The sequence below is a fragment of the Arthrobacter sp. P1_B4 genome (assembly GCF_056406555.1).
This window is the reverse complement of record NZ_JBFTZW010000023.1, coordinates 1-12,646: the sequence shown is the minus strand read 5'-3', so window position 1 is coordinate 12,646 and position 12,646 is coordinate 1. Positions and strand designations below refer to the sequence as shown.

Below are 12,646 nucleotides of genomic sequence, written 5' to 3'. Positions count from 1 at the left end.
AATCTAGATCAGTTCTGTGAGGGTATCGCTCTGGCGGACCAGTTCGTGGTMATGTGAAGCCACCAGCACGGCAATGCCGTCCGAGGTGGTGTCCTTGAGGATGCTGATGATGCGGTTGGCCGCGGCACGGTCCAGGCTGGCCGTGGGCTCGTCGACCACCAGGACGCGGGTGCCGAGAATGAGCGCCCGGGCGATTGCGACGCGCTGGCGTTCACCGCCGGAAAGCTGCGCCGGGCGGTGGCGCATGCGCCGGCCCAGGCCCACGAGGTCCAGGAGGTCCTTCGCCATGTCGCGGCGCTTCTCGACCTCGCCGTCCGGCACGGCCGGCAGCAGGACGTTCTCGAGCGCGCTCATCCCGTCGATCAGGGCACCGCCCTGGTCGACGTAGCCGATCAGGGCCCGGCGGCGGTCGGCGATCTCGTCGTCGCCCATGGTCTCGAGCGAGTCACCTTCCCAGAACACCCGGCCCGACGTCGGCAGGGTCAGTCCCGCGCCGACGGTCAGGATGCTGGTCTTGCCCGAGCCGGAGCGGCCCGCGACGCAGTGCATTTCGCCGGCATGCAGAGTCATGTTGAAGTCGTCCACGACGTTGACGGCCTCGGCACCGCCCTTGCCGCCGCCGTAATGGATGGTGATGTTGCTCAGTTCCAGCGGGGTGGCGTGGTCCGTGGCCTTCACGATCGTGTTGGCGCGGGTCTTGTGCGCACCGCGACGGGTGCTGGCGGTCATCCGGTCGTGTGCCTCCCGGTCAAGGTTCAGCTCGTTAGTCATTGGACCACTTTCGTTGCAATCGGAATCCAGCAAAGTACAGCTACGAGACCGGCAATTGCGGCCCACAGCGCGGCGTAGGGTGCCAGGAGGAGGCCGATGCCGAGGGCGCCCACAACACCCAGCGGCAGCGCGACGGTTCCCACCATGGCGTTTTCAAAGAAGCGCACCTGGCCCAGCATGTCCGGGTTCCAGCCCATGGCCCGCAGCGTGCCGAGGTACTGGCGCTTGGCCTGCAGCTCGAAGCGGCCGGTGACCATGGTCAGCAGCAGCCCGACGGCAACACCGGACACGCCCAAGATGATGCTGGGCAGGGCGATGCTCGCCGCGGCCAGCCCGCTGAGGGCGCTGGCGCCGGCGGCCCGCGGAATATCGATCAGCAGGGCGACGAGTCCGCCGACGGCCGCGGCGAAGACACCGACGGCAACAGCCAGTGAGATGGTGTTGAACTTGTTGGTGCTCAGCTGCCGGTTGGCGAAGGTCAGCGGGGAATCGACCGCCATGAGCCGTTCATCGTGTTGCGGCTCCTGGTCCACGACGTCGCGGTGGCGCAGCTGCTGCGCCGCGACGAACGCGGCACCGGCGTACAGCACCAGGACCGACGCCGAGACCACCGCGGTGGCGGTGCTCCAGCTGATCAGGCTCAGGACGACACCGACGACGGCAAGCAGCGCGGCGCCGACGCCGAATTCGGCCAGCACCCAGGAACGGATCTTGCGCTGGGTCCAGCCCATGGCGCGCAAAGTACCGGCCTCGCTGCGCCGTTTGCGGATGTAGCTGACGGTGGAGGCTCCGGTCAGGAGGGCAGCACCGCAGAGGGTCAGGAACAGCAGGGTCAGGTTCGTGGCGGTCAGCGAGCCGGACACGGCGTCCGCGGCGTCCTGGCGGACCCACGACTGCTGCACGGTGCCCAGCGGCGATTCCTTGCCGGCGTCGTCCTTGGAGTAGCCGGGAACGGCGATGCTGGCGTCTTCGCGGGCCGAACCGGCCACCACGGTGGCCTGCAGGCCCATGTCGCGGATCTCGTTGGCGAGCTTCTCCACCTCGGGCTGTGCCTGCTTCCAGCTGCCCGGAACCTTGGCGCGGACCCGGACGGCGTCGATCACGTTGGCGTTCGCATCGTAGCCGCGGGCGGCGGCGAGGCCGTAGTAGTCCGTGATGGCTCCGGCGGACTGGCTGACCAGCCCCGTGGCGCTCAGCGAGGGCTTGAGTTCGGTGTTGACGTCCTTGCCCGACGCGTCTTTGGTCAGGGTGAACGGCGCGGGGTCATAGCCGCCCAGGGGCAGCCGGTTGACGTCGCCGGCAGCTTCCTTGACGTTCGCGGCGTCGAAGGTGCCGTAGACCATGGCCAGCGGCGTGGCCAGCTTCTTGCCGGTTTCGAGGTTCTGGCGGTAGGAGCGCTCGTCTACCGGCTCGCGCTGGGTCTGGTCGACGGCTTCGCCGTTGGCGGCCTTGTCCGGCAGCCGGTTCACGGTGACCCAGTCACCGGGCGTGGCGCTCTTGTCAACGGCGCCGTTGGCGGCGGTTTCGCCGTCCTTATACGCCGGGGCGGCGGCGAAGTTGGTGGTCCAGGTGGCCGGGTTGTAGAGGCCTTGGCTGAAGGATCCGGTGTCACCCATGAGCTGGGAGAGATCCTTGGACCCGGGCCAGGCGAGGGCGAACGGGGACTTGGAAACGAACGGCAGGTAGTCCTTGTCCAGCGAGCGGGTCACGGTGCCGACGTCCTTGGTGACGTTGCCGGAGTCGTCGATTTCCTCGATTTTGACCGAGTACTTCAGGTCCAGGGCGGTGCCCGAGCGCACGATCAGCGGGATGGCCTGCGAATCGTCGGTGAGCTGGCCGTCGCGCTTGGCCTGCTGGTACTGGGTCATCAGCGGTGCCCAGTACTTGAGCTTGACGCCGAGGAAGTCTGGGCCTTCCTTGAGTTCATCCATGCTGATGCCGTTGGTGAAGAGGCTCTCGAAGTGCCGGCCGATCGCGCCGGCGTTGCGTGCGTCCGCGGGCGGGGCTTTCTCCAGCGGGGACAGGAAGTCACCGGCCGTGCCGAGCAGCGCGCGTTCGGAGACGGGGTCGACGGCGACGACGGACTCGGTCACCTGCGGAGCCATCGGCAGGGAAACGGAGAGGTTGAAGAGGTTGTGCTCGGAGCCGCCGGCCGGGGTGGGGAACTTGATGCCGGTCTCGCCGTCCGGGCCCTGGATGCGGACGTTCTTGCCGCCCTCAACCTGTTCCTCGACCAGCTTCGCCTTGCCGAGGGAGCCCTCGGCCGTGGTCTTGAACAGGGTCTGGTCGGAGTGGCCGTCGGAGCTGACGGCACTGGCCGTGAGGCGGTATTTCTTCGGCGTGTCGCTCAGTACCGATTCCGCGGCCGGCCACTTGCTCGGATCCGTGGCGGTCGGGTCGCCGGAGGTGCCCGCGAGGCCCGCGTTGAAGCCCAGGTAGTCGGTGGCGTCCAGCCGCGGCGACTCCAGGTTCTGCGTCACGCGCGAGACCAGGCTGATGGGTGCGGCCACAGAGGTGCCGGTGAGCTTGCGGATCGAATCCAGCTGCTCGAAGCTGATGCCGCCCTGGCCGGTGGCGATGTCGGGCTGCATCAGGCCGCCGTTATCCTTCGCCTTGGCCTGCACCAGGACGTCATAGAGCCCCCGGGAGTTTTGGTCCACGGTCCTGCTCAGCGCCGCCTGGGACTGACCCTGGACGAGCACGGACAGGCACATGGCCACGATCAAAATGGACGCGGTCAGCAAAAGCACTCTGCTTCTGATGAACCTCTGGACGGCGTTCATTGGGCTCCTGAAAGCTGGATTGCGTGCGCACGCCGCAGTTCATTTCCTGAGGAAGTGAAGGCGCCCCGTGCCGGGCGTGCAAAAGTAAAGGCCGGTCTGCCGGCCAAGACCCGAAATTCGGTCCTAGCCATTGTACGCAGACCGGCCGGCCTCTCGTGGCCGCCGGCGGCGGTCATGCCGCCGCCGGGGCCACGCGGGGAGGATTTCAGTCCTCGAGGTCAACCTCGCGGACCATGTCAGCGCCGATCCCGGCCTTGATCGCGTCAAGGACCTGCTGGGGCACGGAGCTGTCGATGGTCAGCAGGGCCAGCACCTGGCCGCCTTCCGTCTGGCGTGCCACCTGCATGCCGGCGATGTTGATGTTGTTCATGCCCAGGATGTGGCCGATCGTGCCGATCACGCCGGGGCGGTCCGAGTAGGCAACCACCACGAGGTGTTCGCTGATCGGGATTTCCACCTCGTAGCCGTTGACGCCGACCAGTTTCTGGATCTGCTTCGRGCCCGTCAGGGTTCCGGCGACGGAGATCTGGCTGCCGTCGCTGAGGGCGCCGCGCAGGGTCAGGACGTTGCGGTACGACTCGGTGTCCGGCGTCGTGATGAGGCGGACGTTTATGCCGCGCTGCTCGGCGATGACGGGTGCGTTGACGTAGGAGACCTGCTCGGTCACGACGTCGGCGAAGATGCCCTTGAGCGCCGCGAGTTCCAGGACCTTGACATCGAGCGAGGAGATCTCGCCGGCCACCTCGACGTCGAACTGGGTGAGGGAGGCATGGGTCAGCGCGGTGAAGATGCGGCCCAGCTTTTCCATCAGCGGGATGCCGGGGCGGACGTCCGGGGCGATGATACCGCCGGCGACGTTGACGGCGTCGGGGACCAGTTCGCCGGCCAGAGCCAGGCGGACGGACTTGGCGACGGAGACGCCGGCCTTCTCCTGGGCCTCGTCGGTGGAGGCGCCCAGGTGCGGGGTCACCACGACGTTGTCGAGTTTGAAGAACGGCAGGTCGGTGCTGGGTTCCTTGGAGAAGACGTCGACGCCGGCGCCGGCGATGTCACCGGCCTGCAGCGCGGTATAGAGGGCTTCCTCGTCCACCAGGCCGCCGCGGGCGACGTTGACGACGTACGCCGTGCTCTTCATCTTCTTGAACGCCTCGGCGCCGAGCATGCCGACGGTTTCCGGGGTCTTGGGCATGTGGATGGTGATGAAGTCCGACTGGGCCAGGAGCTCGTCGAGCGTCACCAGCTGCACGCCGAGCTGGGCGGCCCGGGCGGAGGTGATGTAGGGGTCGTACGCGAGGATCTTGGTGTCGAAGCCCTTCAGGCGGGCCGCGACGAGGGCGCCGATCCGGCCCAGGCCGATGATGCCGATCTTCTTCTCGAAGAGCTCGATGCCGGTGTACTTGGAGCGCTTCCACTCCCCGTCCTTGAGGGCGGAGCTGGCCTGCGGGATGTGGCGGGCGAGGCTCAGGATGTGCCCGACGGTCAGTTCGGCGGCGGAGACGATGTTGGAGGTCGGCGCGTTGACCACCATGACGCCGGCCTGGGTGGCCGCCTTGATGTCCACGTTGTCCAGGCCGACGCCGGCGCGGGCGATGACCTTGAGGTTCTTGGCGGCGGCGATGGCCTCGGCGTCCAACTGGGTGGCGGAGCGGACCAGGATCGCGTCGACGTCGGCGATCGCGGAGAGCAGCTGGGAACGGTCGGAGCCGTCAGTCTGGCGGATTTCAAAGTCCGGGCCGAGGGCCTCGACTGTGGCGGGCGAAAGTTCCTCAGCGAGGAGTACGACAGGTTTGGTGCTTGTCACCGGTGACCTCTTTAGCTCTCTTGTGTATCTGGTGGGGATTTTGGTGAATCGGGTGGTGCGGGTGGTGCTGGACAGCAGGGAAGCCGGACCCCAGGATGTGGTGTCCGGCTCCCCTGCCGGGCAATGCCTAGCGGGCGACTGACCCTTCGGTGTAGTCGTCTTCGTTCTTGATCCAGGAGAACAGCTTGCGCAGTTCGCGGCCGGTGGCCTCGATCGGGTGGTCTTCACCCTTCTTGCGCAGTGCCTTGAACTCCGGCGCGCCGGCGTCCTGGTCGTCGATGAAGCGCTTGGCGAAGGTGCCGTCCTGGATGTCCGCGAGGACAGCCTTCATGTTTTCCTTCACCTGCGGGGTGATGACGCGGGGGCCGGAGACGTAGTCGCCGTATTCCGCGGTGTCCGAAACGCTCCAGCGCTGCTTGGCGATGCCGCCCTCGACCATGAGGTCGACGATCAGCTTGAGCTCGTGCAGCACCTCGAAGTAGGCGACCTCGGGCTTGTAGCCGGCCTCGGTGAGGGTTTCGAAGCCGTACTGGATCAACTGCGAGGCGCCGCCGCAGAGGACAGCCTGCTCGCCGAAGAGGTCGGTTTCGGTCTCTTCGGTGAAGGTGGTCTCGATGACGCCCGCACGGGTGCCGCCGATCGCCTTGGCGTAGGAGAGGGCCAGTTCCTTGGCCTTGCCGGACGGGTTCTGCTCGACGGCGATCAGGTCCGGCACGCCGCGGCCGGCTTCGAACTCGCGGCGCACGATGTGGCCCGGGCCCTTGGGGGCGACGAGGGCGACGTCGACGTCGGCCGGGGGCTGGATGTAGCCGTAGCGGATGTTGAAGCCGTGGCCGAAGAACAGGGCGTCGCCCGGCTGCAGGTTCGGGGCGATGTCCTCGGCGTAGACGTGGCGCTGGACCTGGTCCGGGGTCAGGACCATGATGAGGTCGGCCTCGGCGACGGCGTCGGCAACGTTCAGGACCCGCAGGCCCTCGGCCTCGGCCTTGGCGCGGGACTTCGAGCCTTCCTTCAGGCCGACGCGGACGTCAACGCCGGAATCGCGGAGGCTGAGGGCGTGGGCGTGGCCCTGGGAGCCGTAACCGATGACGGCGACGGTGCGGCCCTGGATGATCGACAGGTCGGCGTCGTCGTCGTAAAACATTTCAGTCACTGGGGTGTCTCCTTTTGAGTGGATTCTTCGTAGATATTGTCTGTGGTGCTGCGGTACAACGGGGCGGCTCCGGCGGTGTTACGCGCTGCGGAGGGCCCTGTCACTCATGGAGCGGGATCCCCGCCCAACGGCCAAGGTGCCGGACTGCACGATTTCGCGGATGCCGAATGGCTCAAGCACTGACAAGAGTGCTGTGAGTTTCTCGGGGTGGCCCGTTGCCTCAATGACCACCGACTCTGTGGAGACGTCGACCACTGAAGCGCGGAACAGGTCTGCAGCCTGGGTGACCTGCAGGCGTGTTGCGGCATCCGCACGTACCTTGACCAGGATGTGGTCACGCTGTACGGAAGATTCGGAGGTGAGCTCGACGATCTTGATCACGTTGACCAGCTTGTTCAGCTGCTTCGTGACCTGTTCGATCAGCTCGCCATCGGCGTCGACCACCACGGTCATCCGGGACATGCCCGGGACCTCGGTGGGGCCGACGGCCAGGGAATTGATGTTGAAGGCCCGGCGGGCGAAGAGGCTGGCGACGCGGGTCAGCACACCGGGCTTGTCTTCGACCAGAACGGACAATGTGTGGCGGGTCATGTTCAGTCCTCCTCTTCCCATTCCGGGGTCATGTTGCGGGCAACCTGGATCTGGTCGTTGCTGACCCCCGCGGGGACCATCGGCCACACCATCGAGTTGGGGCTCACGACGAAGTCAATGACCACCGGGCGGTCATTGATCTCCAGCGCCTTCTGGATGGTCGCGTCGATGTCCTCGTCGCGTTCGCACCGGAAGGCAGCGCAGCCGTAGGCGTCCGCCAGCTTGACGAAGTCCGGGATGCGGACCGTGTCGTGGCCGGTGTTGAGGTCGGTGTTGGAGTAGCGGCCCTCGTAGAAAAGGGTCTGCCACTGTCGGACCATGCCCAGGGAGGAGTTGTTGATGATGGCGACCTTGATGGGGATCTTGTTAATCGCGCAGGTGGCCAGTTCCTGGTTGGTCATCTGGAAGCAGCCGTCGCCGTCGATCGCCCAGACCACGCGGTCCGGTTCGCCCACCTTGGCGCCCATGGCCGCCGGCACGGCGTAGCCCATGGTGCCGGCGCCGCCGGAGTTGAGCCAGGCGTGCGGGCGTTCGTACTTGATGAACTGTGAGGCCCACATCTGGTGCTGTCCGACGCCGGCGACATAGACGCCTTCGGGACCGGTCAGGGCGCCGATGCGTTCGATGACGCGCTGCGGGGCGCTGAGGCCGTCCTCGGGTTCGGTCCAGCCGAGCGGGTAGGTTTCCTTGAGGTTGTTAAGGAAGGCCCACCAGGTGGTCAGGTCCGGGGTGCCGAAGGCTTCGAACTGCAGGCGCAGGGCCTCGGTCAGCTCCGGGATGATCTCCTTGACCGAGCCGACAATCGGGACGTCGGCCGTGCGGTTCTTGGAGATTTCCGCCGGATCGATGTCGGCGTGGATGACCTTGGCGTTCGGGGCGAAGGACTTCAGGATGCCGGTCACACGGTCATCGAACCGGGCGCCCAGGGTGATCAGCAGGTCCGACTGCTGCAGGGCTGTCACGGCGGAAACCGTGCCGTGCATGCCCGGCATGCCCACGTGCTGGGGATGCGAGTCCGGGAAAACGCCCCGCGCCATCAGGGTGGTCACCACGGGGGCGCCGGTCAGCTCGGCCAGTTCACGCAGCTCGGCCGAGGCGTGGGCCTTGACCACTCCGCCACCGACGTAGAGCACGGGCTTGCTGGCACCGGAAATGAGCCGGGCGGCTTCGCGGACCTGCTTGCTGTGGCCGCGCACCACCGGCCGGTATCCCGGGAGATCGATCTTGGGCGGCCAGGAGAACGTCATCTGGCCCTGCTGGGCGTCCTTGGCGACGTCCACGAGGACCGGGCCCGGGCGTCCGGTGGACGCCAGGTGGAACGCCTCGGCCATCACATGCGGGATGTCGTTGGGGTCCGTGACCAGGAAGGAGTGCTTCGTGATCGGCATGGTGATCCCGACGATGTCCGCTTCCTGGAATGCGTCGGTGCCGATCACCCCGCTGGAGACCTGGCCGGTAATGGCCACTATCGGCACGGAGTCCATGTGGGCGTCCATGATGGCGGTAACGAGGTTGGTGGCACCCGGGCCCGAGGTGGCGATGCAGACGCCAACCCGTCCGGTAACCATGGCGTAGCCTTGCGCGGCGTGGCCGGCTCCCTGTTCGTGACGGACCAAAACGTGGTTCATTTTGGAAGCCATCAAGGGGTCGTAGGTGGGCAGGATCGCGCCACCGGGCAAACCGAAAATGTCCTTTACGCCGAGTTCTTCGAGCGAGCGGACAATTGCTTGCGAACCGGTCATGACCGTCGGGGGTACGACGTTGTTCGGTCCGAGGACAGGAGAGACGGCAGCAGAGTCGACGCCGGCGTCAGCCGGACGTTCGACGCGTTCCGGAGCCTTGTGGGCTCCAGTGGACTTGGTGGCCATCAGCGAGGGGCTGATCGGCGATCCTTTGCTCATCGGACTCTTCCTTTGTGGATCTTCGGTGATCGTGGAACTACTGTTTTTGTTCTGGTGGTGCGGCTGGTGCTGCGGGAAATAAAAAAACCCCTCAGCCGGCGGGCTCTTCGAGGGGTTGCGCGTGACGGTTCGTTACCAGTGAAGGCTATTGAGCCACGCGCTTGGTAAGTACGACGGAAACACCTGCAGCGCTCTCGACTGCAGTGCACTCAAATTCAGTGGCTCCGGCTGTAACGATCTCGGTCATGCGTTCAGTTTTCCCTCTGAGTGAGACGGGTGTCAACGAGCCCGGCCCGTGTCTCACTATTTGGACAWTGGTGTCCACTAGCTGGTCCTCCCTGGGTGGACGGCGCTCAGCGCCGTCCACCCAGGGAAGGCACTACCCGCAGTATGCGCCCGTGGAGGCGCTGTGGACGAGCTTGGCGTACTTGGCGAGCACGCCCTTCGTGAACTTGGCCGGGAGCGGCTCCCAGCCGACCTTGCGGGCCTCGAGCTCGGCGCCGTCGACCAGGAGGTCGAAGGTGCGCGCCGCGATGTCCACGCGGATCCGGTCGCCGTCCTTGACGAACGCGATGGGGCCGCCGTCGACGGCTTCCGGCGCGACATGGCCGATGCACAGGCCGGTGGTTCCGCCGGAGAACCGTCCGTCGGTCAGCAGCAGGACGTCCTTGCCCAGGCCCGCGCCCTTGATGGCGCCGGTGATGGCGAGCATCTCGCGCATGCCGGGGCCGCCCTTGGGGCCTTCGTAGCGGATCACAACGACGTCGCCCTTGTGGATTTCACCCTTGTCCAGGGCATCGAGCGCGCCCTGTTCGCGTTCGAACACGCGGGCCGTGCCCTCGAAGACGTCGGCGTCGAAACCGGCGCTCTTGACGACGGCGCCTTCCGGGGCCATCGAGCCGTGCAGGATGGTGATGCCGCCGGTCTTGTGGATCGGGTTGTCCAGTGCGCGCAGGATCTTGCCGTCCAGGTCCGGCGGGTTGATCGCGGCGAGGTTCTCGGCCACGGTCTTGCCGGTGACGGTGAGGCAGTCACCGTGCAGCAGGCCGGCGTCGAGCAGTGCCTTCATGATCACCGGCACGCCGCCGATCTTGTCGACGTCGGTCATCACGTAGCGGCCGAAGGGCTTGAGGTCGCCCAGGTGCGGGATCTTGTCGCCAATCCGGTTGAAGTCCTCCAGCGTCAGCTCCACCTCGGCTTCGCGGGCGATCGCGAGCAGGTGCAGCACGGCGTTGGTGGAACCGCCGAAGGCCATCGTGACGGCGATCGCGTTCTCGAACGCCTTGCGCGTCATGATGTCGCGGGCAGTGATGCCCAGGCGCAGGAGGTTGACCACGGCTTCGCCGGACTTGTGCGCAAAGGCGTCGCGGCGGCGGTCCGCGGAGGGCGGTGCGGCGGAGCCGGGCAGGGACATGCCCAGGGCCTCGCCGATGCAGGCCATGGTGTTGGCGGTATACATGCCGCCGCAGGCGCCCTCACCCGGGCAGATTGCCTTTTCGATGCGGTCCAGGTCCTCGCGGCTCATCTTGCCGGCGGCGCACGCACCGACGGCCTCAAACGCGTCGATGAGGGTGACTTCCTTTTCGGAGCCGTCCTCGAGCTTGACCCAGCCGGGCATGATGGAGCCGGCGTAGAGGAACACGGCGGCCAGGTCCAGGCGGGCAGCGGCCATCAGCATGCCCGGCAGCGACTTGTCGCAGCCGGCCAGGAGCACAGAGCCGTCGATCCGCTCGGCCTGCATGACCGTCTCGACGGAGTCGGCGATGACTTCGCGGGACACCAGGGAGAAGTGCATGCCCTCGTGGCCCATGGAGATGCCGTCCGAGACGGAGATGGTGCCGAACTGCATGGGGAACCCGCCGCCGGCGTGGACGCCTTCCTTGGCGCCTTGGGCGAGCCGGTTCAACGAAAGGTTGCAGGGGGTGATCTCGTTCCACGAGCTCGCCACGCCGATCTGCGGCTTGGCGAAGTCGTCGTCGCCCATGCCGACCGCCCGGAACATGCCGCGCGCGGGGGCGGCGTGGATTCCATCGGTAACGACCCGGCTGCGGGGCTTGATGTCCGGCTTGGTGTCTGCTGCTGTTTGGGTGTCCTGACTCATGGCTCAAAGTCTAGGGCTCTGCTACAGGCGCCAACGACCCAAGAACGGAGCGTTAAGCGGAAAACCGGGAATATTTCGATCAAATAGTGGACTCTCGTCTCACATCATGAAACCGGGGCCCCCTTTGACCTAGGCCCGGTGAGCCGCGTCACGCAGTTCCGGGGCCTCGGCGACACCTTGGGCCTCGGCCTTGAGCATCGCCAGGACCTGCTGGATGGTGGTCCGGGCCGCCACGTCCGGACGGGCCAGCGCCACGATGCTCCGGCTGGCCTTCACGCCCYCGAGCGGTCGCAGGACGAACCCCCGGCCCTGGTTGCCGACCGCCGTGTACCGCGGCAGCAGGCTCAGCCCGTGCCCGGCGCTGACCAGGGCTTCCAGGACCCGCAGATCCGGGAACTGCTGGGCCCGGACCGCCTGCGAGTCGGCCCGCACCTCGATCTGGCGCAGCACGGTGTCGAAGGGAAAACCCTCGGGGACTCCCATCCACGGAAAGCCGACGACGTCCTCGGCGCACAGTGTGGCTTTGCCGGCCAAAGCGTGCCCGGCCGGCAAAGCCACGTCCAGGGGTTCGTCCAGCAGCGGCACCACCGTCAGGCCCTGGCCGCCGAAGACTTCCGGACCGTCGACGCTGTGCGCCAGGACGATGTCGTAGTCCGCGGTCAGCCCGGCGAACCCGGCAACGCCCGGGTCCTCGAAGTGCGCCTCGAACCGGAGCCCCTCGACGGCTTTGACCCGGTGCAGCATGCCCGGCAGGAACATCTCCGCGGCGCTGGGAAAGAAGGCTGCCACCACCCGTGTCTGCCAGCCGCGCCGGTACGTGTCGATGGTTGCTTCCGCCCGGGCCATGGCCGTCGACACGTCGGCGGCGGCGCCGGCCATGGCCAGCCCTGCCTCGGTAAGGCGCACTCCCCTGCCGGATTTCTCCACCAGGACGACGCCCAGTTCCTCCTGCAGGGTCTTCAGCTGCTGCGACACTGCCGATGGCGTGACCTTCATGGCCTCGGCCGTGGCGCCTACGGACCCGCGGCCGGCGAGTTCACGCAGTATCTGAAGTCGCTTGAAATCCATGAGGCGAGGCTACACGCCGGGCCGGGTTTGATTCCGGTTCCGGGTTGCTCACCGGGCCGGGGATCCGCTCCGGGAATGCCCGGCATTTGGCCGCCGGGAGGGTGGACAGCCGGCTTTGCCCGGACGTAACGTCAAGCATCGGCAACCATGCCTCATGGGCTGAATACGGACTGAAAGGCTCTGCTATGGACTGGATCGTCTGGCTCGTTGTCATCATCGTGGTGGTCGCTGTGGTCTGGCGGCTGCTGAACCGCAACAAGAGCCGCCCGGGCGCAGATTCCTCATCCGCTGCAGGCACCAGCACCGGCACTTCTGCCGGCATTTCTTCTGGCACCCCTGCCGATTCGACGCCGGTGCCTGGCGCGGCGACGGCGAGCGGTTCGGCGGCCAGTTCGACGGTGGCGACCAGTCCGGCTGGCCCGGCAGCGGCCGCGGCCGCGGGTCCGACGGCGGCCGGGGGTGCCGCCGGTCCTACGG

8 protein-coding genes and 1 pseudogene are annotated in these 12,646 nt (G+C 66.8%); 1 reads left to right on the top strand and 8 read right to left on the bottom strand.

Translation table 11 applies throughout. The features are described from left to right. Window positions 1–3: 3 nt before the first annotated feature. The 8 genes from AC1D1W_RS10450 to AC1D1W_RS10415 all read right to left on the bottom strand — a co-directional run bounded on the left by AC1D1W_RS10450 (window position 4) and on the right by AC1D1W_RS10415 (window position 12,169). Window positions 4–771, bottom strand: a complete 768-nt coding sequence (locus tag AC1D1W_RS10450; RefSeq protein WP_476943625.1) for an ABC transporter ATP-binding protein — start codon at window positions 769–771, stop codon at window positions 4–6. Then, a complete protein-coding gene (locus AC1D1W_RS10445) occupies window positions 768–3,554 on the bottom strand; it encodes an ABC transporter permease (RefSeq protein ID WP_476943624.1) in 2,787 nt (928 codons plus the stop codon). Before AC1D1W_RS10445 ends, AC1D1W_RS10450 begins: the two co-directional genes overlap by 4 nt. Before the next feature lie 205 nt (window positions 3,555–3,759). Then, the gene (gene serA / locus AC1D1W_RS10440) at window positions 3,760–5,355 is read right to left on the bottom strand and encodes a phosphoglycerate dehydrogenase (protein WP_476943623.1); all 1,596 of its coding nucleotides are present in this window, start codon (window positions 5,353–5,355) and stop codon (window positions 3,760–3,762) included. A gap of 127 nt (window positions 5,356–5,482) precedes the next feature. Further along, the gene (gene ilvC, locus AC1D1W_RS10435) at window positions 5,483–6,508 is read right to left on the bottom strand and encodes a ketol-acid reductoisomerase (protein ID WP_026538933.1); all 1,026 of its coding nucleotides are present in this window, start codon (window positions 6,506–6,508) and stop codon (window positions 5,483–5,485) included. Window positions 6,509–6,586: 78 nt separating this feature from the next. Then, window positions 6,587–7,099 carry an acetolactate synthase small subunit gene (ilvN, locus tag AC1D1W_RS10430; protein WP_018773531.1) on the bottom strand — a complete coding sequence of 171 codons (513 nt, stop codon included), beginning with the start codon at window positions 7,097–7,099 and terminating at the stop codon, window positions 6,587–6,589. Window positions 7,100–7,101: 2 nt separating this feature from the next. After that, a complete protein-coding gene (locus tag AC1D1W_RS10425; protein WP_476943622.1) occupies window positions 7,102–9,000 on the bottom strand; it encodes an acetolactate synthase large subunit in 1,899 nt (632 codons plus the stop codon). 379 nt (window positions 9,001–9,379) lie between these two features. Next, a complete protein-coding gene (gene ilvD, locus AC1D1W_RS10420; protein WP_026538934.1) occupies window positions 9,380–11,101 on the bottom strand; it encodes a dihydroxy-acid dehydratase in 1,722 nt (573 codons plus the stop codon). Between the two features lie 129 nt (window positions 11,102–11,230). Further along, entirely contained in the window at window positions 11,231–12,169 is a 939-nt protein-coding gene (locus AC1D1W_RS10415; RefSeq protein ID WP_476943621.1) for a LysR family transcriptional regulator, read from the bottom strand. Between the two features lie 185 nt (window positions 12,170–12,354). Here AC1D1W_RS10415 and AC1D1W_RS10410 point away from each other — a divergent pair. After that, window positions 12,355–12,646, top strand: a pseudogene (locus tag AC1D1W_RS10410) (hypothetical protein); the annotation flags it as partial.